Raw genomic sequence first — 21,665 nt, forward strand, 5'->3', positions numbered from 1 at the left:
AGCGCGTTGGAAAGCCCATCCTAACGCGCTGCTTTTTGGCAGGATAAGCGCCATTATGTTAAGTTTTGACACCTTAACTGGATTTTTGTGCAAGGCAATGAGATGAGTAGTTCTTTGAAGAAAGCTGATATGTTAATACTAATTAATCGGATTGGGTCTATTTCAACGAATTGGATAAGATATGCCAGAAAGCAATGGGACTAAATTTAAGCAACCCACAGTAGATTTGCTATTGATAGAAGCCCAGATAATTTCTAACAAGATTGAGGCGACGGTTGATAGACTTTGGCGGTTAAGAAATATCTGTTTGACTTTTTGGTTGGCCTGCGTCGCCGTAGCACTCGGCGACAAAGTTGAAACTCGATCGCTTGCGTTAATAATGGCATCGTGCGCAATCCCAGTGTTCTTCTTTTTAATCGATGCTCGTTACAATCGTTGGTATAGAAAGCTCGCTTCGAGGAACCATGCCATTTCTAGCTTCATAAACGACCAATCTACAGAAAATTTGGAGATGAGATTCCCTCTATACGATCCTGGTTACTTTATTATGGATTCTAAACAGCGTGCGTATCGAGATAGACAAGAATCAAAATGGCGTTTCTCTCTTTTTCGAAATTTGATCGACTCAACACCGCTTGTGTTTTTTGGGATGCAAATAGCAGGTTCGATTGTGATTCTTGTCGTGTATTTTTGAGCCTCAAAAACTTGCTTGGCTTAAGTACGGTTCCAATCAAGCGAAAATGGAGTTTGCTGGCCTGCCCGGAGCTCATCTTGATCGGAGGTCCGGAGGTGAGATTTCAAAAATACGATGGTATTTTTCAACGTGTAACGGACGCTAACCAAAATCATTCGATGAGAACAATGCAGATACTGCACTGCATTCATATCGAAAAAGCGCAAGTAGTTTAAGCGCGAAGCAGCTTGAATGACAGCCATTCAAAGGCTGTCTTCTCAGCGATGGCCTCACTGCAACTATCGTTAACTGGCGCTGAAACCTGTGGCAAAAGCCTTAGTCTTCGGTTAGATCTCTATTCGTGTTTGGTTCGCAAGGCGCCAGCCTCATCGTGTCGCAGACTTTCTGTAATTCGTCACCGCCAGTAGGGCTTTCGGAACTACAGCGAACAAATTTCTTTTCGACACAAACGTATTCGTAATCAATTCTAAGTTGAGAAATAGTATCGTCATCATATGTGACCTGAACTGCTCGACTAGTTTGTATTGCGAGTCGAGCGGTTGCAGCCATATGATGGTTGTTTGTTAAAAAGAATTTGCTCCCAACTCGAATTTGCCAAAATGTCTTTTCGGGATCTCCAGATCCCGCGTCAGAGGATTCGTAAATATTCACAAAATCAGTCAGTATTGTCATCTGCTAAAGTCTCCCTAGTTTTGAAATTCGTACGGCTGAGCACTGAGATTGGTAATTTACTATTGCCGATAGTGCTTTTAAGGAAGCTGCTAGCCGAGCGGTCGAAATAGCCTTTTTGAAAGGTTGGAAAGTTACATGATAAACAATTGTCCAATTTTGTGCAACTTGTGTCAACTTTTTTGCATTCAGTTTACTATGACCTAGGTCATGTTGACAAATGACGGAGCCACAGACGGATAGATGTCAAATCGATGAAACCCAGAAAACTCTCTGTGGGTTTGTCGTAGCGGGGCGCCACACGGAGGGCATACTTGAGCTTGTTAAGGCAACGCTCGACTAGGTTGCGCAAGCGATGAAGCGAGCGCTCCACTCCGATCCGTTTTTTGTGGGATTTAAGTGGGCTATCGCCCGCCAACTCCAGATACCATCATCTCGATAGAGCTGAGGCCAATCAAGCACTAACAATCAGTTTGGACCAGTCAGATCTGGCTGCTCAGGACAATAGCTCGTAAGCTTTGAGCAAGCGCGCGTTTCTCATTGTATACGCAGTTCGCCCAACTGGGTACATCCTCATACCCCGTAAGGCTTGCTTGCAATTTGCTGGACACGAGGTGTTGAAACAACGCGAACAACGGGCTGAACGAAAAAGCTGCTCTCTTTGTGGATAATTCGTAGTTTCTTGTCAGCCTTTGAAAGTTACCTCAACTGCCTTCAAAGAACCGTCGCGCTCTGTTTCCAGCCGAATGGTCTGAAGTGAGGCATTTTCCGATTTAATAACAGACGCTTGAACCGCGAATGAAAGTGCGATCTGGTGGCTTTCTGGCAATTCCTCTAGTGGGTTAATCCAGTCGCGTTTTGTGAGATCTCCAATCAACGCCAATGCACTCTCGATCTTCTGCCGGTACCTCGCGTCGCCGCCACCGTTGTAGGATACCGCACCATCGATCAGCCGGCTGCGGGACAGGCTCCCGCACTGAAAGGACTTGTCGCCGGCGGACGTGTTGATACGGTGGATCAAGTAGACAATCCCCCAGTAATAGCTGTGCGCTTGCGAGAACTTGGCGTCGCTGTGTCCCTTCTTCTTGTCACCAAGCTTAGACATCTGGGCGTCGCCTTCGAAGCCGGCGGTGGCCTCAGCCATGCCGGCCAATTCATTTGCCCAGAGGTTCGACAAGTTGGGACCCCGGATGAACCGCGAGCCCTGCCCGGATTGCCCCGTCAGCTCCTTCCACCACTTGTCGTTGGGATTACCTGCTTGGACCGGGTCGCGCTTGGGTTGGTTGGAGCCTGCGGTGCCGTGCTTGCTTTCCACCCAAGACACAGCTCGCACGATCTTCAGAATTCGCTCCTTCGCATTGGCGTCAAGCTGGGTGCTATGCGCCGCACCCATGCGGCAGCCCAAAAAGCCGATGTGAAAGTCGAGCGCTGCCTGCGCTAGAGCCCGCACGGACGACCATTTATTGGACTCGTCTGTTAGGGCGCTCTCCGTCTCACTAAGCTTCGGCATGTCTTTTCTCCTTCTTTGTCCGTAAACTTGTTTCGGCATCGAAAATGTTAACAGACTACTTGGCGTTTTCTGGCTTTAGCCTTGGTTCGTAAACGGTTATGTGCTTAAGGGTGCATTCGGGCCCAATACAAGGTAAGGGTTGGGTATAGTCCCGAGCGATTTTGCCACTGGTAGTACTCCTTTTTCTTCGATTGAGGATACCATGCTTTTCCGCAATAAACCCATCAATTTGCAACAATAACTGCAACGTTGCCCCGTCTGGTTGAGGTTGTCGCTTATGGTGTCAAGTCGTCCACAGACAGCGGAGGTGTGAAGTCTTCCAAGCGACTTGGGAGCTGTGCGCCGCCCGAACGATCAGTCTTGGTCAGCGTGCGCCACTTTGAGTCGGGCGCGTCAGCAAGGTCGGTTTCGTGCCATTCAAAGATGGCCTTCTTGCGGATATGTCCACTGGCCAAGTCCTTAACCAACTCTACGAATTCGATCCGATCGGGAGCGGGGGCGGCAGCGTGTATAAGTGTGCGCGGTTGTAGCTCTTGTGACAGTCCTACTGCCGAATAGACAGCGGCAGGGCGTGGATCAGTGACTTTCTCGGCAATCGACAACTCTATCCCAACAGTCTTTTTCTCTCCGTTCGCGTCTAGGGCGATCTCGACCTCCAATTGGTCTCCTGCCGTAGGCGGCGCCCCATCGTCGTTGGGCTTCAGTCGGCTGAGCGGAAGCGCGTATGCCTTGCCAGAGGCAAGAAGCTCGGCATCAGTCTTCAAATCCTCGATTGTCAGACCAACCGCCTCTGGATCGACCCCGGGCTCTGGCTGGCGCTTGAGGCTTAGGGTCAATGTTCCCACCAGCTCAGGATCATGCTTGAATTCGCCATCGGCCAAAAAACCAAAGGCAAAATAGAGCGTTTGGGTCAGATCATATTCGGTACGATCGACCGCAAGCACCGTAGCCTTGTCTTGACCCATTCGGACGATAGGAGAGCTTTTTCCGGGGCTGGACAGCACCCGATCAAAGGCTGGGTCGGCAAAGATATATGTGCGACGCCGAATGTTCGGGGTGGGCCGGCCCAGCGGTTTGCGCCCAATCGGCAAAGAAAGCGTGGTCGGCACACCATCTGTTAGCTTGTCGTCATCCGCTGCCGCGATAATTGCGGTGCCGTCCCTTTCGAATGCTTTGTCCGCATCGCCCGGGCCGAAGAAGTAAAAATGAAGCTGGGCTGGGGTATCAGGGTCGGGATCGCGAAGCTCTTCCAAGAGGTGCGTGAGGTCCAGATTTGCAAAGGCCAGCATTATAGACAACGCGTCGTCGCTCTGCTGCTCTAATGGCTTCCAACTCATGCTCTGCGCTGACATCCTTTTCGCGCCCACTGATATCCACGCGCGCAGGGTAGCTGTGCCATCCGGGTCCGATTTTTCCAAGAACCCGGACTGGGCAAGGGCGGTCATTACGTCTTCGGGGCCCTTATGAGACAGCGCAAGGCAAAGTTCAAAACTCTTGCCGCTCTCGATGGCGGTCAGGACGTCTACCGGGTTGATTGATCTTGTCAACAAATCCAGAACGAACCGCGTCTGATCAAGGCGCCACATCGTAGCGGCGGCGTCGCGGATCAACACCGTCTTGTCTTTGTCGTCCAAGTTGTCTGCGGCTGAAACAAACGTGCGGCGACGTATTTCTGGATCGAATGTATCGTCTAGCGGCAAAGCGGGGGAGCGGGGCGTGCGCAACTGGCGCGCCATCACCGGTGATAGAACGGCTGCACGCCCAAATTCAGGGACACCGGCGACAGTGGCCGGGCCATCCGCGCCGTCGGTCAGCACCGCGTCAGCAAATGTATGCAACGTGCCTGGGCGCGCGCCGATATATCCCCGACTAAAAGCGGGCGGGATAACCGCCATTGTTGGCGGCAGCCTTCCTGTGGTGCTTAGCAGCCGCTTCAAAGCCTCCGTTCGGCGCTTTGACAACGGCGTGCGTACCCGCGGTGGCAAGAGCGACAGGTGTCGCGCTGGCGGGGCGGGCAATGTGGCTGAGGCGTAGCCGTCTCCGTGTTCGTAGACCGAGCGGCTTTGTGTTGCCAAGTAGCGGCCCGTCTCAGTACCCAGTGCAACAGCCGCGCCACTGGACAATACCGCGCTACGAGCGGCCAGGCCCGCCTGCTTCGACACAACGGGTGCATCCGCGACGCCCACCATAGCCTGTGCGCTGGGGGCAGCATGCGCGACGGATCCGGGCCATCCAAGAGCTGCAGAGGCGTAGATCTGTGTGCCGCGATCGATGAGTGCGCGCTCTGTGACCCGCCCGAAATCATAAAACCTGTCCGGCAGGGCGATCGGCGCCATGCCCACTAGGTTCGCGTTGACTTGTTCATCAAAGTTAGCCCCAAGTTCGGCAAAGCCAGCAAGCCTTAGGCTTGCATCCCGCGCCAAAGCAAGTTCAATCTGCCGAGCGGGTCCCAATCGTTCGGGAAGCGTCTCAAGGTCAGACACCCCGGGCGGAAGATCCAACGTAAACCAATTGATGTCCCCATCGACCGAGAAGATGAGAAGCCTGATCTCGCTCCGCTTTGCAGGTTTTGGCAAGTTGACTTCGGTATTCTCGCTGGGGAGATCAAGCAGCCGAACGTCGTTCGGCGACGCTGTACTCAGGGACGTGATGCGCCACTGCTCTGGGTCTTCGTCAAGTGCGGCCTGCAGTCCAATCAATGCCTTCAGGAAAAACGGCCAGTCTGACGTGGGGATCTGGTCGTCCCATCCGACTGGTTCGATGTAGATCTGTTCGGTCATACGGGCCAGAAGGCGCGTCGAAACAGACCCGGAGGGCGAGGTCTTTTGCGCGAGCATGAACTTCTCGATGTCGTCGCCCGACAGCAGGTTTGACGGCATCGACACCGAAGACGGCGTCGACCGAGACGGCACGGAAAACGCCGCACTGTCAAATTGCGCGGCTTTCCATGTCATTGTACTTCCTGAGAATTGCATCAGCGCATCCAAGGGCTCAGGCAAGGGTTTGGCAGCATCGAAACTAATCACCCAGGGCAGACCAAACAGAAGCATATCTTCGCCATTATTCAGCAACCCCGGCGTGCCTCCCAAAAGCAGCAATTGCGTCGATTCGCCATCAAGCCTGTCCAGTAGCACGCCATCGTCAAAGCCGCTGAGTATGGCAGCGCGGCCGCCGATCCCCGGAGCCTGTGGCCGCAGGCTGGCCGGGTCACGGTACTTGGCATTTGTCGAGACATATCGCGGTCCAAAGACAAACCGACCGGTGAGTTCATTCCGCCAAAGCGCTTGGCTGGTCAGAACACCAATCTCTACGGTCCGCCATTCCCTGTGCAGCAAACCCTGGCGTACCAACCGATGCCGAACTTGCAGGCGCATCTGAAGCGAACGCGTCAACAGAACCTGCCCTGAGTTTGCCTCAAGCGCGTCAATCGGAAGACTGTGGTCACGCAGGCTGATGCTGACCGCGTGTTGATAGGGCGCTGTCCGTTTCGTCGTGACTGTGCTTGACCGAAAGCGGGCCTTGGTGCCTGTTGGCATAGTCACAGAGACTGCCTCGGGGTCCCAGGCTATCCCGCTGGTCTGAAACGCGAACACATCCCTTTTGGTCCCAGCGTCAACCGTTTCAGTGATATGTCGGTCCAAGCTTACGCGGCTTTGCCAGTTGCCTTTCCGGCACGTGGTGTGACTGCGCAGCGATAGGCTTTCGGTCCTCGTTTGCGTGTCGGGGACTTGGCCGATCTCTGTTGTCCGCCCTCCGGTCACCTCTGCCAGGATCGTTGCCGTCTGAATGCCCCAGACTGGAGCTGTCTTCGTCCGGTCGGTGACGTCGAGGGCCAGAGCCGCGCTATAGTGTAGAGCTTCAATGGTCTCGAACGCGATCCCGCTGATCGGTTCGGCAAAGCTTGGCCGATCTGCCGCGATATCCTCGCGTTCAATCCAAAGGCTGGCGCGCTCGACATCCACTCGCACGCGTGTTGGCACAACTTTGCCCAGACCCAGCCATGTCAGCCCGTCGGGTGCGCGGCAAAGCACAACCGGTCCACCGGGCCGGAGCGAGGCCTGAGCTCCCAGCGAGAGATCGAGCGTCCAATTGGCGGCATCGCGCTTCAGGTCTGCCTCTTGGATCCAGACCGAAGCGTCGGGCGTCGCCTTCGGCGCGTCGTAGTGATAATGCCCCGGCGCCTCCTCTGCGACCGTCAGCACAAGTTGGCGGTCCAAAAAGTCGAACTCAAGCGTGACGTCCTCGAGCACGGACCCGTCGATCTCGGTGGTTGGTGTGCCCGTGAGGCTTACGGCAAGGCGCGCGACGGTCTCGTCCCGCTTGCCCGCGACATCCACCGTTAGATCGGCTTCAAAGTCGAAGCGCAGCTTTTCTCCGGTCGGCTGTAATGTGCCGCCTTGCACGTCATAGAGCCCTTCAAACAGCGAGTCTTCGGGTTTTTTGCGCGGCTTAAGGCGCACGGCAGCGACCTGCTTCAAAGCCATTCCATTGGGCGTCGTCATTAGCTGAATCACCAGAAGCGGCCCCGTTTCGTAGGGCGCCTCCGGGCGGCGCTCCGTCGCTTGCGATAGGGCAAGCGACGCTCGCATCAGAAGAAACGCGTCCCCGCCGGGAGTGTAAGACAACAGTCGTAACGGTGCGAGGTCTAGCGCACCAAGCCGAATGTGAAAGTTCAGGGGCTGGCTCTCGCCCAGATCATCAAAGAACCGCCATTCATAGAGCGAGGTCTGCAAGGCCGCCGCCTCGAACGAACTGGCGTCGGGGCCGATGCTCCCTTCAAATGGGTTGGTTCTGGCGTCAAAAACGCCATTCGTTAGTGGCAGGTCCCGTACCCAGAATTTTATCGATTTGTCATCCCCGAACCCCGTGACCTCTAGGGCTTTGTCATGTGTGAAAAGCGCGATCTCAGACGTGTCTTCATTTGCTTTCGCAAGAAAACCCGCGGCGCGCTTGATCCCACCGTCGATTTTATTGACCGCGGCGTGCATGGAGGTGCCGCGCGTATCTGCCAAGCCGATATCCGTGGGGTAGGCATCTGGCGCAAACCCGGCGATGATAAGGTCCGGTTCTTCAGAGTCTTGGGTCGGGCGTAGCGTTCCCGCTTCGATTTTGATTGGCAAAGGCTTGTCGCCGTTTTCCTGCATAGGGCCAAGCAAAGCTTTCTCGCCACTGAACAGCTCTGGAGTGGCTTCGCTGTCCCATTTTAGAAGGTAGCCGCCGAAGCGGATCTTGCTGCCTTGAGTGAGATCATAGTCTTGTGTGAAGCGCACCGTGGCATTCGCGTTGTATGGGGCTGCAAGCTTAATCGGGCCCGGAACTGAGGTGCCTATTGGGGCCCACCCCGTAGCCCGCGCGTCCTGCGTGCGTGTGGCGGCAAGCTGGAAGCTGCGTTCGGTCCACAATCGAGCCATCTCGTCAAAGTCAAGCACGCCGAAAATCGCCGCCTGGGGCACAGGTGTCAGGGTTTTGTCGTCTTGCTTGAGCTCTTCAGCACTGACACCAGCGAACAGTTCGTCCAATATAGGAAGGTCAAAGCGCATCGACACCTCAGTGGATGCGGCAGTCGGCAGACTGCCGGGTCTTACCGCATAGTCGAGCCCGGGCGCAACTGGAGAGACCATCTGTACGCTTACTGGCCCCCATTCTGCCATGGATGTCGGAGTCGCCCAGGGCCAAGGAAAATTGGTGTCTCCGTCGGGGGCAGTTGCCAAATCCATCAGCGCGCTGTGGCCAGATCTTAGGACTAGGGGGGTCCCAAGACTCACCGGCACAAGGCTGCGCAACTCGGACGGGCGGTCGCCTTCGCCCGCCGCCAGCATCGGCGCCGCCGTGACCAGCGGCAGCCCCTCTGTCGTGGTCCAAAGCAGCGTTCGGGTGTCATGGTCGAGGGTCAGTTGCCACTGCGCGGATGGCGCCTGGCCATTGGTGTCTTGGGTAAACGTGAGCGTGCTGTTCTGCTCTGGGACCGCCCCAAAAATCGGCGTCAATTCGTGCAAGCTGGCAGGGTCGCGCCGTCCTGTTGGCAAAAGCCGGTCAGGTGTCGGTGCCTCTTCCGCTGTCCAAAGTGCAGCGCGCAAAGCCCCCGTAACCCCGTCAAAGCCAAGCGTAATCTCGACCGCGTTGCCCGTTTCCCAGGTGATCGCCGCTTCAGTCTGGCCGGCGTCATTCACTTCAACCACGAAACGGGCGGTATCCGGGCGGCCATAGCCCTGAAGATCTTTCTGTGCGTCCACCAGAAACACGCAATTGCCTTGCAGCGTGGACCGTCGTGGTGGGGCGACTCCGGTTGGGACCTCTTCCTTTTGCGGCGGTTCCCATTGCAATTGCAGCGTGCCGGACCCGACGGGAAGGATGACGTTTTGCGTGCGGTTGTTCGGTTGTTGCCGCCGGTCTGCGGCCTCTTTAAGCGGTGTATAGGTCGGCAGCCCTTCGCGCGTTGCAAGATGCGAGAACGCGAACGCGCCTTCGGCTGATTTGCCGTAATGCGCAACGAGCAGCGGCGCGGGCGCGCCATCCTTTTTCAGCGCGTACCGCAGCATGGTGCGGGCCCCGTTCTTCACCAGGTCCAACCGGGGCGAGACGCCGCTTTCCGAAGCGCGCTGGTCCAGATCAAGTCGTGCTATGGCCTTTTGGCCCGAGGCGAACCCGGTATCTGTTTCCAGCCGCACAACCATCAAATCCGGGTCCAGCTTGATCCGCCAATCGTCCCCGCTGCCGTCTTGCGCCCGCACGTGCAGCGCCCAACGGTCTTGATCTAGGCGCCAGGAGAAAGGCGGCAGCGTGCAGCGCGTGTCGACCTCGGCCAAGATAGGGGAACTGACGTTCCTCAAAGCCAAGATTGCATTCGCGAATTCTTTCATCAGATCGACATCCGTCACGGCCATCGCCTTGGTATGAACGCCAACAAGTCGCGCAATATAGCCTTGGTCTGTCCATTCGAGTCGGATGCGAACCGGAATGACTTCCATTTGCGAGGCGACAGTCTGTGCGCCGCCCCCCGCCGGATCTGTGGGAAGGTCTTTCAACGGGTTGGGCATCCACAAGTCGATCTCGATCCCTTCTGGGACCAATGTGACTTTCAACCCTTCGGCCTTGCTATTTCTGAGCGTGTTTCCTGAGAAAACGCTGTGCGTGCCAGCGTTGTAGTTCAATAAACGTGCCAACCCGGATTTTGCAGGCAGGCGCAGATCCATCGAACCGGCAACGCAACGCATGTCAGGTGTCGTGATCTCAGGTGTCCCGCCGCTGTGAATTTCGGTATCTGGCCAATCCTCGGGCGCCGCCAAAAAGAGATCGTTTTCGCTCTCATCTTCTCCCTTAAGGTTGAAGATTGTCGAAGGGTAAACTGGATCAAATATCCGAGCCGTACGTCCCTTTTCAAACCGCTGTTTGGCCTGTAACAGGGTTGGAGCATTGACGTTATATGTCTCGCCGTCTTTCTTGTTTTTGACGACCTGCGATGCGTTTGACAACGATAGCCCGCGTAGAGTAGCGACGTTGTCTACCACGCGACCCTGCTTGGTTCCGTGTCCGCCATAGACGACATCAGTTTCAAGCTTCCACAGCGGTTTACCGTCAGCGCTTGGACCAACCACTCGTATTCTACGCAAAAGGGTCATAGCTGGTCTCCTTTTTGGTCGATGCTGACGCTCTTCGCGCCATCGCTTCCAGCGAAGCCTGTCAGTCGAACCTGTGACTGCTGGCCAAAGATCATCCGCTTGGCGATGCGGAAATAGGTGACCTTCAAAGCGTTGCGTTTGCTTAGCGCAGAAAGAGCGTCCGAATCGGGCAGCCAATGTACTCCTGCGAAGGTTTCCTCTTCCGCGGAAACTGCTGGCACCTCCTTTAGCTCTGCCACAGTCGGCGCTGCGGTGCCGATGGCCAGAGGTAGAGTCACAGTAGGCATTGTATCGGGCACGACCTGCCGCAATGCGCGAACGGCTGTGCCAATGACGAAGCGATCCGTATCCGTCAGAGCTTGCACCGCGCCGATCAACGCTTGCAAATTGTTCGCGGTCAGCACGGTTTCGTCTGCCCGACTGTACTGGACGATCCGGAAATGCGCGAAGGGCGCATCAATCGGCCCTTGCGGTTGAGTTATCTTTGTCGCGACATAGGTCGCTCCAAGACGGGTGTGGCTGACCTCGCGTGTCGCGGCCCAGATGTCCTGCAAATCCTCCAGAAGACCAATTGCGATGTCCCTTGAACCGGCATCCAACTGGCTAGCATAGGTCATGAACTGCGCCACGTCCGCGTCGCTCAGGCCCAGCGGGTCTAGATTGTCTGGGAAGGAGAACGCGCCATAATCGGCTGGGGCGTCACTGAGCGCGGGCGGCAAGTCCAGCTTTGCAAGGCCAAGCGGCAGCATTGCTTCGATCCGGTCCCCGGCGGCAAGGTCCGCATCTTGCAGATCCGATATCAGTGCTTCGACAGAGGCCGCCGCTTTGAACGGCTCTAGGGCTGCGACAACTCGCGAGATGGCGTCCGGATCGGGTGCCAGCACGGTGAAGGCAAAGCGCCTAACTGGGGACCAATTCGCCCAACGTCCCGCGTCAAATCTAGTTGGCAGCACTGTGAACGCAGCCGTGTCCGGCAGCGTCACGGCGGGCAAGACCGGCTCTGTTGGGATCGCCACACGACCTGGCACCTCGACGGAGATTTGAAGCCGCCAGTTTTGCTTGTTGGACCCGGCTTGCGCCACCACCGTGGCGTTACCGCCGACGGTGCCGACAAATCTGTCCCCAGCAAGGCTGACGCTGTACAACGTATCAGCGTCTCCAGCGGATCGCGCGGGCAGCAGATCGATCTGCGGCAAAGTCGCGCCAAGATCAGCCGAGTCGGTCGAGATCCGGTAGCTGGTGCTCACATCCGGCAAGAAATACACTGGTCCGGCAGACTCGACCTTGCCATTGGTCCAGGCCAACAGATCCCGCCCCGGCATCAGATCCAGATTGCGCATCATCGGCAGGTCGAACGCGACATGGGCAGTGACCTCGCCGCTTGACTCGATCTCGTGCGTGATCGACCAGACAGGCCGATCGGCGATGCCCCAGGCCACACTAAGCCGGGGGTCCGTTTCCGGGGCGTCTTCGGAGAATGGCGGGAAGCTTGGCTTCCGCCCCGATCGCGGCAGGGGCGCTGCTGAAATGTCCGAGACGACTGCGCCTGCGGATTGGTGCACCAAGGCGGCGGTCTCGAAGAAATGTGGCAGACCTGATAAGTCATAACGGATGGCCCCGCGCCATGCGTCAGGAGCAACGCTGCGCAGGTCATTCAGCTCCTCCGGAGTGAAGACTTGCACATTTTTATTTGGATTGTCGGAGGCAGGTTGGAACTCGGCTGTTTCAAAGCCGTCGAAGGGGTCAAAATTGGCATCGTTCAGCAATGTCCGGGCAAGCTCGGTCCCCTGATAATGAGCGCGAAACTCAAGACCCGTCCATGCAGCCTGCAATGCCCGCTCGGCGTCCAAGTTCGCCTCGGACGCGATCTGATCTGCCGTCCGAGCGATGACAACCTCGATACCGGTGGCACCATTGCGCGATTGAACGGGCGACTTCCGAGCTGCCAGGATCGCCGGGGGTTCCGGCGGTTTCGTTCGGTCGAGCGATACGGCAACGCAGTGGTTTTGCCACGCGTCCGGCAACCCACCTTCAAGCGTGATGGGCCGCTCTCCAAGACCTGAGACCATGGTCTCGATACTCGCATAACGGCCATAGGGGCGGATGGCAAAGAAATGCTCTCGGCCCAAGCGCGCGGGATCGATGAAAAAGGCGCTGACGCGGCCATAGCCATCGGGCACGCGGGCGTAGCTTTCCTCCGATGTCAAAGCGGCGAAAGCCACGATAGCTTTGGGCGCGCCAAGGCTGTCCTCTGCAACTTGTGCCGCGCCATTCGGTAAGAACCGTGCCGTCCATGCGGTCACGCGGGCCACGAGCGGCACCAACGTCTCCAAGCGAGTGCGGCTTTGGGTGACATCGCCAATCGCCAAATCCGCACTTGGAAGGTGATCCGGTGGCAGCCATTCCAGTAACGTCTCGAGCGGGGTGATCGGATGCCACTCTGGCCGCCGAGCTTGCAGGAACGCCGCCATGACGGGGTCCAGCGCCGGGAAGGTCTCAAATGCGGGTGAGGGCGCGCCGTCAAGCACCGGATGTGCGTGCCAGTCTCCAACGTCTAGCCCAACATCTTGCAGCGCCTTCAGATCCGGGTGGCCGGGTCCGACTTTCTTTGTCCGATCGATCCGCGTGGCCCGTAGAACAAAACAGACGTCTCTTGGCTGGAGCGCGCGCAACCGGTCCAGACTGACCGTCACGCCAGCAGCGATGCCCGAGCTTTCGCCAAAGACGCGCGTTGCCGTGGCATCCGCAGCATATCGTGTGGCGCCCAGCCCGTCGGCGTCCGGCAGGCCAACAGTGTCGAAGATGAAACCATCGGGGAAGGTCACAGAAGGATCCACAGGCGCGCCCTGCAACGCCATTGGGTCCTCGAGCGTCACGACGAGGTACTTCACGTCGTGATCTGGCTGATAAGTGCTCCCGTTTTCCGGTTTCTCCGGCTTGCGCTGCTGCGCGGCCCGCGGCCTGAGCCCGATCTGCAGGATCGCCGTGTCGCCCCGAAGGATCCGCTTCGCATCCTCGGATTCAGAGATGCTGCGATCATCCATGGAACTAAGCCCCATAAAGGTTTCTGGCAGGTCCACAAGCTCCACACTGGGGTGGCCGAGGTCGACGCCCTCTGCAGCATAACGGTCCAGGGCTCCCATGAAGCAGGTGTTCACATGCGCAAGCAGTTCCTTGCCGATCAAGAAGCGTGCGGCGTCAATGTCATAGACGCGGAATCCGGCCGCGAGACCAAAGGCGCGCAGCGCTGACCAGCCATAGGGGTCGCTGCTGGGACTGTGGCCGTCCAGCAATGCGTCAAAGCCTTTGGTTTCTTGTGGTGGCACGGGCTCTAGCTCCACCTCATAGGCGCGGTAGACTTGCCCCGCAGAGGCAGTACCGCCCGTGCGGTCGATCTTTTTGTAGCTGAGCGCGTCCAGCGTGTCGGCGATCACAGGGTGCAACTGCGTTGCAAGATTGACTTCGATGGTCTCTGCGCGCGGTGTTGCGCCAGTCTTCTCCTGCGCTGTGATCTTGACACGTACGCGATATGCGTCCGCCGCGTCTGGGTTCGAGCCACCTCTGCGCCAAGCGCGGTAGTGCTCGTGTAGATCCGGACTATTCTTCAGAACAAGGCCACGCAGCATCGCCCGAAGTTCAGAGGCTTTAATACCGGAATCTTCGGCGGAAGACAGGGTCATTGCAGCGCCGCCACCGGGACTGGGCGTGTTTAACTCTGGTGTTTGCTCGGTTCCGGCGATCAAATCCGGCTTGGATTCTAGCTCAAAGTAAGAGGCCCAGGTTTCCATCTTTGTCTTACCTGGCTGCGCTTTGATATCTGGCGGAAATGCGACAGGTTGCACGGAAACGGTGATCTCGGAGGCCAGAAATTCATCTAGAAGGGCCGAGATCAACGTTTCTTCAGTGGTCGGGAACAGCGATAGCCTAAGGCGACGTTCGGGGAAGGCGACGAGCGATTCCGCGTCCGAGTACCAACGCGCCCTTGGCCGATTGCCCATATTTTCGGGATCGGTGCGCCAGGTCTCGCTGGGATAGCGGACTTCCAGGTTCCGGAAATCCGGTAGCTTGTCCGGGAAAAGCCCGGCCAGCGAGCGGGGCAGAACCTTGACGGTGGCGCGTTTGCTCGCATCTTCGACAACGGCGTCCCGGGTGACGCCGATCTCTGCTTCGCTCCGCATCCGCAGGCGCGACGGACTTGCCTCAAAAATGTCGAACCCGGCAACAAGTCCATTCATCTGGCTTTTGTCATCATTGGAGAGTTGCGCCGCAGAGGCGTTGAAATCCAGCCGGATCCCCGAACGTAGCTCTGGATCAAGCCGTCGCAAGGTACGGTGCTCGATCTCTGGGTTCAGGAATTCCTCCAAAGAGATCTCCGCCTCGGGATAGACCAACTCCAACCGCCCGGCGGCGCGTTCGATCTGGTCTTGTTGCAAGGCGAGGAACGGAATGCTCAGCGGGGTCTCAAGGAGCTCTACCGTTGCCGAATAGTTGAGCGGCTTGTTTTTCGCGCTCTCCTTAGGCGTGGGCCGCACAACCAATTGCGTTTGCACTGTCAGCCAGGGTCCTGAGAGTGCGGTTTCTTCGCTTATGTCGATTCGCCCGAGATTGCGAAGGAAGACACGGCAAGCACGTAGTTGATCGGAAGGCGTCGGCGTCAGCGGCACCCGCAAGGCCTCGGCGATTGCACGGTGCGCCTGTTCCTCGCTTTGCAGTTCCAATATCGAATTCCGGCTCGTGAGAACACGGAAATGTCGCGTTTCAATAACTTCTTCGTCCGCATCGTCAGAGCCCGAGGGCTGGAAGCGCAGCGACACCTGCATTCCTTGTCCCTGTCCGTCGGAACCGAGCGGAACCAGGAACAGGTCAGTGTCCAAACCGTCGTGAAAGCTGTCGATATCCGCCTGCCCGGGGCGATTTTGACTGTCGTCCAGGGCATCCGCGCCGTATTGTCCGCCGCCGCGCAGCGCAAATGTGCGGACCCGAAGCTGAAACACCGAATCCTTCCCATCCTCAAAGTCGTTCGGTTTGGCGAAATCGATCGCAAGTTCCAAATGCGGAAGCGGGACCACGGCAGAGTCGATTTCCGATAGGACCGGCATTCCTTCTTGATGCTCAACCAGCAATTCGGCGTTCAGCGGGGCCGGGGCGCGCGGCGCGGGCTTTGTTAAAGGGCGCTCCAATACGCGCTGTCGCGTCTCGGTGCCCATGAGGTCCACCGCGACGATCTTATAGACAACGCTGGCCGCCTCTTTTGATCCAAATGCCTCTGCCCAGACATCGACAGGGTTGCGCTTAGAAGGAATGGGCGAGCCGATCAACAAGGCTCTTAGGTCTTCGGGCACATCGCCCTGGCTGAAATCATCGCACAGATGCATGCGCGCGCGTTGGCGGCTTGTGGTGAGAACACCGCTTTCGTTCGTGTATTGCAGAGGCGTAGCAGTCCGTGTCTGGAATTCAGCTATCCATGGGATGATGGAGCCCTCAAAACTGCGCTCGATCCGATAATGAGCCAGCATGGTTTCTGGGTCATTTTCAAAGCCGATATCCTCGGATGACCCAAAGGCGGGCTCCAAATCCCACAAGAGCTTAAAGCCATCCTGATCCACTTCGATCCGGTCGTCATCCAGCCGAGGTTGCTGCTCCTCGTAAGAGGCGTCGGGGTGGTTTAGCAGCGTCACGGTGCCCCGGATTTTTGTCCAAGCGTCGTTTTCCCAAATCCGCTTCTCTATGGAAAACTGTGCGCCGTCGGAGAGATCGCCATTCTTGATGTGGTCCTCTGTGACCACAAAGGTCAGTCCGAAATCCGGTGCTGCGAGGTCGCCGGCGGCTTGCGCCCACTTGTCGTTGACAGGCGCGCCACGTCGCCTGCGGGCCTCTGCTGCCATGTCAAAGGCGCTTTCACCGGCCTGTGTTATCAAAGCGCTTCGTTTCTCCTCTGCTGCCAGTGAGGCGGCGATCTGTGCGTCGCTGAAATTCCGTGTGGCTTGGTATACCCGTTGGTCGCGGGCAGAGGGTTGATCCAGGCGGTTCGCGGCGTCGTGTTTGACGATCAGAGGTTCTGTATATGGGAATTCCTTGGCGACGATTGGATCTAGAAAGCATTCGGCCATCAGAGCGTTCAGGTCTATGGCCCCATGTTCTGATTGTCCCACCGAAAGGTCCAAATTGGCCTTCAACTCGTGTGTGCCGGCATTCAACGCGGTCAGCTTAAATCGGTCTGCGTCGCGCGTGACGTGCTGAATTCCTTTCCATTTTTTCGACAGTGTCAGTTGGTAGTCGAAGGTCGCGTTGCGTTCATGTTTGATCTTATCGGCACCGGCGATCACTTGGAACGGTTCGGCGAAGAACGTCGACTCAGGTTTGTGGTTGCCAGAGGCGTCGCGGGGCACCAGCATCATCAAATAGGTGTTCTTGCCATTGTCATCCGTGCCACCGGAGAAGAGCAAAGCCCAAAAGTCGGTTTTCTTGATTTTCACTCCGGGAATGTTTGTAGCCGGGTCAGGATTTGGGTCTGGCGGCGGCGTGCTCGGCAATTGCGAGACGGGCGTGTCAAGCCGCGTGTCCGCATCCTGCGCGCGGCGAGCGCGGTTGACCTCTGGCGCGGGGGCAGGGGCGGCAAGCGTCTCTTCCTTGGGGGGGTCGATACCCAACCCGAGGTCCATGAAACGTGCGACGCGCGCCCGGGCGGCCGCGAGCTTTGAGTCGCCGAAAGAAAAGCCCACACCAACAGAAAGGGTGCGGCCGAACCCGCTGACCCCGACTGCGGCGTGAACTTTTGCTCCGACGCCTTGACCAGACAATACCACTTCGGCCGAGACAGAGATCGTAAGCCCGATTGAAAAGCCGATGCGCAGGGTGAACCGCTTGCGGAAAATCTTGAACGACATCCAAATGTTCACGCTGATCCGCAGCGAGAGATTCAGGTAGATCTCGCCGTAAAACAGCGTGTCTTTGGGGTTGAGCGGCGCGATATAGGCGATAAATTTCGCGCCCAACAGGAAATCGGCCCGGGCCGTTGCACTGGCGCCGAAATTCGCATTGCCGACGGTCCCGCCGAACAGCAAATGGCCCGACGCCTTAAAGGCCAGACCATAAAGCATCGTTGCGTCCTCGATCCGAAGAACCAGGCCGCCAGAGACGTCAAGGTGGAAGTTCCCACCCGGGTTGCCCATGGTGAAACCAAGCTCATAGGGCCAGCCGAACTCGCAGTGATACAGGCCTGGTCGGATGTACAAGGTTGCGGCAAAGCGCGTGGATTGGATCGCCTTAACAAGGTTCTTGTCCAATTCCGGGTGATTGCCAATCATGCCCGTTGGGTCAGAGAGGAAACGCGCCAATAGCTCTTTGCGCGGCACTGAGAAATATAGATATCCGCGCAGGGTTGGCCGCTCTTTGAAGGGCGCGCTGCTGCTGGCGATGAACCAATCGTTGTAGTTTGTGGCCAACCACCCCCGGATATTTGCAAAGAAGGTAAAGTCTGTGCGCAGACCCAGAACGATATCCATCAACAAGGGGTTGGCGAGTTCCTTCTCACCTTTTGCGTCATAGCTGGCAGAGCTTGCGGATGTCGCGGTGAGGGAGATCATACCGCGCAGCGCAATCGTAATGGCATCCTTGTCGAATTGTGGCGTCCAGGCGTTGAAGTTCGTAAGATTGCCTTGCACCTTCGAGACTTCGTCCAGTACTTTGACCAATTCGCGGGGTGAGCGCGCGCGGTCGGCTGCCGCCATCGCCGAAAGCGTGTAATTCTTGCCAAAGCCAAAACCCGCCTCGCGGATAAAGAGTGGTCCGATCGGTGTGTCGATCCGCTCTGTCAGCTTTTCAGCCTGACCGTATAGGAACATCGCGTTTTTGACCTGCGGGTTGCCTTCCCGGCGAAGCTCGAGAAAGCCCATCGCACCGCCAAAGGCGCCCAGCCCTGATATGTCGATCCGCCCCGAGGCTAAGAACCCATCCGCTGTGACATCTGCTGGCAACGCAACTGGGGCATAGAGGGTGGGTATGGTGCCATCGACAGCGACAGCAGAGGCTTCGACCTGCGCGATGTCGCCGACCCTCAGCAAGACAGACAACCCGTCGGCGCGTATCCGGGGCAGGGGGATCGATCCACCAGGCTCAGGTGGTGCCAGCAACAGTTCGTGGAAGTCTATCTCGGACGACACAACGTCGCCAGCTTCTAGGAAGGACACTTGCCCAGACAAGCCGATCGCAGGCGGCGTATCTGGCCAGCTCTTAGAGGCGGGGTAGAAGGCGATCCCTCGCAGTTCGAACCCGAAGATATCAAATAGAGATTCCTGTAACGGTGGATCAAGCTCCACTAGGAAAGAGATGTGCTTGACTAGTTCGCGCCCGTCCCCAGTCAGCGGGGCACCGTCCAGCTTAATCGCCACAGAGCGAATGTTCTTCAGCATACCGCCGTCGAACTCTCCTGACGCAGGTTCAAAGCTGGCCGATCCCCAAAGCTGGAAGAAGAACTGAACCGGTCCGAACTCTGGCTCTCTGTACGACAGGCCAAGCGCGTCCAGCGTTACTTTGAACTTTGTCCCAGTGGAATAAAGAGGTTCGCCCTCTTTTTCGAGCTTGGCGTTGGCGGAGGTAACGACGAGCCTTCGGTTGCGCCGGCCAAAGACAATATCGATCTCAGCGTTGGCTTCCCCGATCAATGCGGGCGGCATCGGCCCGCTGCCAGAGATTGTACCGCCTTGAAGCTCTCCTCTGCGGATAAAAATCGAGCCGCTGGTGAAGCGAAACGGCTGGTCCAATCCGGCAAGGCGTACCGGCGTATTGGTCGTTTCTGCCACGAGGTCCAGCCCCCCGCGTCCTATTCCGAACTCGGTCGCGCTAAGCGTCAGTGGAGTGCCACTAGCAGAAAGCTGGTCAAATATTACGTCAACCGATGCGCCCTTTGCCAAAGCAAGTGAGGTGTCTCCATCAGTGAATGACAGCCGGAACATCTGATTGCTTCTATTAGCCTTGCCCCTCAGCTTCATCCCAAACAGGGACTCGTTGAACGTCCCTTCAATAAAAACTTCTTCTCCGGCCTCCAACTCGGAATGCATCGTATAGACATCAAGGCTGAGTTTGAGATCCACCGGCCCCGCCTTCATCTCGGCGACAGTGATTGTGATCGGCAACTTCAGCTCGATCTTGGGGAAACTGACCTCAGGATCGACTTCGCCAACTTGGACATACTGCTCAAACTCCGTGAACGCGCCGCCTCCGTTTGCAGGGCCTTGCGGCATCAGGGCGAGCAGTTTGTCTGTCAAAGCCTCGGCTTCAAAGTCGATGTCAACGTTGCCCGGCGCAAGATCTTTGAGGTCTGTCAGGTCCCCGATCTCGCTAAGCGCGTAAGCGTTGCCGTCGATAGTCTTGTCTACGCGGGTGCCGCGTTCGCCCCCAAAGCTCTGAAAGAACTTCGCTTTGCCGTGCTGGACGGCAGCCAAAACGATATTCTGGTTATCGTTCAGTGTCGCTGTTATCGCTAGCAGTGGGTCTGCCTCTGGCCCATCCTTCAAACGCGGAATGCTGCTTGTTTTGTCGGCCTTTGGCTCTATCCACAGATTGGAGGATAGGGTCGCCTTGGGCGCTGTGTCCTTGCCGGATAACAGCGCCAAGCCCTGCCAATGGTTCTCGAAGTCGAGGATCAGCGCGGGCTTCATCGAAAGATCGCCGGATAGTTCCAGAAAGCTATCGCCGATCTCGAACTCATTTGCCTCCAGGTCATTGATCGTCACGACGATCTGTTCTGGCCGGAAGGTCGCTGCATCTAACCTGAGTTCAAGGGTGACATAGTTCTGCGCAACATTTAGCGTTTTTAGGATCGCGAGGATCGCGTCGGCCAGCAATTCGCCCAGTGTCTCGGCGAGCTCGGCCAAAAGTCCCGGAATCGGGCCAAGAGTTTCCCCTAGCCAGCGTGCAACCGCACCAAGAATGCGCAACAGCCGCGACAGAAATTCTTCTGCATCTTTCCAAAGCACGCCAAACTTTATTCTAATCTTGCCGCCAATCTTGCCTATCTCAGGGAGGCGGATATCGCCGCCAAGATCCAAGATCTTTAGGTTAGCCAGACTCCATTTGGTGGCACCGTCCGCGATCTGCGTGATGGATATCAGATCGAGCGCAACCGCGATCCTTGTGTCCGGATCGCTTGTCGTCTCAAGCCAAAGCCGCGCGATCTTCCAGGTGATTTTGACCTCGTCACCACTGGTTACAAATATCGCTTCGTCGATGTGGGCGCCGCCTCGAACCGGAAGGCTTGCGCCGCCAAATCGGAATGTTTTGTCAATCGCGACAGCGCCCTTGGTTTCGACTGCGCCATCTACTGTGACGTCGCCGTCGGTGTATTTGACCTTAAAATTCTTGATGGTGATGGCGGCCCGATTGTCCACCGTGATTGTCACGTCAGACCCAGTAGTGATGACTATGTCTTTGCTGTCAATTTTCCCTGTGAAAGGTGCGCCACCAGAGAGTTTGATAAGATCATCGGGCAGCCAATCCGGCACCGGCAATTTCAGCGCGTTCAGCGTATTTAGGCTGGGGATAGCCCCAAAGTTTACGCCATCGAAAGAGAGGCTTGGAAACGCGAACTCTGGCAGGGAAAAGCCAAGTTCAGGCTGGTCGGGGATGATCATGTCAATAGTGGCGCGCACTTCGTCTTCTGTGATCTTGACCGCGAAATCCAGCCGCCCGTCGACGGTCGCATTTGCAAATTGGGCAACTTGCACCTTCGCGGTGATGTCGAGGCTCGCCTGGGCCCGCATCGTGATCTTGCCGTCATCGCCAATGGCAAGGGCAACATCGGCGCCGCTTGCAACAGTCCCAACAGGCAGCGCAAAGAAAGTGCTGTGCGTGACGTTGATAGGACGTTTGGCCAGCTCTTGCCGCACTCGGGAAAGCGCACCTGCAGCGTTGGCATCGTTCGCCTGTGTTGGATTCTTTAATTTGTAGGGCTCGACGGTCGTATCAAGCACTGCGGCAGGCAGCGTTAACGCAGTCGCAAGATCCAGGTTCGCTTCGACGGTGTTTCCGTCAAATTCCTTGGTGATCTTGACCGCGCGGATCACGACGTCCGCATTCTCGGCGTTTTGCGTGCCAATCAGCGACAGGGTGACCAGATTATCGGTTAGTCGAATTGAAACGTCGGTCATCGCTAATGCCCCCAAACAATCGTCTG

Annotated in this window: 5 protein-coding genes and 1 pseudogene; 1 reads left to right on the plus strand and 5 read right to left on the minus strand. The window is 57.1% G+C overall.

All coding sequences use genetic code 11. The features are described 5' to 3' along the window. Positions 1–181: 181 nt before the first annotated feature. Positions 182–694, plus strand: coding sequence for a hypothetical protein (locus tag GS620_RS10475; protein WP_171615685.1), 513 nt, complete (start codon positions 182–184; stop codon positions 692–694). A 315-nt stretch (positions 695–1,009) separates the two neighbouring features. Here the strand turns inward: GS620_RS10475 and GS620_RS10480 are convergent, their stop codons facing one another. The 5 genes and pseudogenes from GS620_RS10480 to GS620_RS10500 all read right to left on the minus strand — a co-directional run bounded on the left by GS620_RS10480 (position 1,010) and on the right by GS620_RS10500 (position 21,639). Continuing rightward, a complete protein-coding gene (locus GS620_RS10480; RefSeq protein ID WP_171615687.1) occupies positions 1,010–1,366 on the minus strand; it encodes a hypothetical protein in 357 nt (118 codons plus the stop codon). A 205-nt stretch (positions 1,367–1,571) separates the two neighbouring features. Then, positions 1,572–1,745, minus strand: a pseudogene (locus GS620_RS10485) (IS5/IS1182 family transposase); the annotation flags it as partial. A 303-nt stretch (positions 1,746–2,048) separates the two neighbouring features. Next, positions 2,049–2,873: a hypothetical protein gene (locus tag GS620_RS10490; RefSeq protein WP_171615689.1), complete on the minus strand. Its 825-nt coding sequence runs from the start codon at positions 2,871–2,873 to the stop codon at positions 2,049–2,051. Between the two features lie 275 nt (positions 2,874–3,148). Continuing rightward, positions 3,149–10,492 carry a hypothetical protein gene (locus GS620_RS10495; protein WP_171615691.1) on the minus strand — a complete coding sequence of 2,448 codons (7,344 nt, stop codon included), beginning with the start codon at positions 10,490–10,492 and terminating at the stop codon, positions 3,149–3,151. Further along, positions 10,489–21,639, minus strand: a complete 11,151-nt coding sequence (locus GS620_RS10500; protein ID WP_171615693.1) for a hypothetical protein — start codon at positions 21,637–21,639, stop codon at positions 10,489–10,491. Before GS620_RS10500 ends, GS620_RS10495 begins: the two co-directional genes overlap by 4 nt. Positions 21,640–21,665 lie beyond the last annotated feature (26 nt).

The organism is Ruegeria sp. HKCCD6428 (assembly GCF_013110595.1).
In the GTDB taxonomy this organism is placed as follows: Bacteria; Pseudomonadota; Alphaproteobacteria; order Rhodobacterales; family Rhodobacteraceae; genus Ruegeria.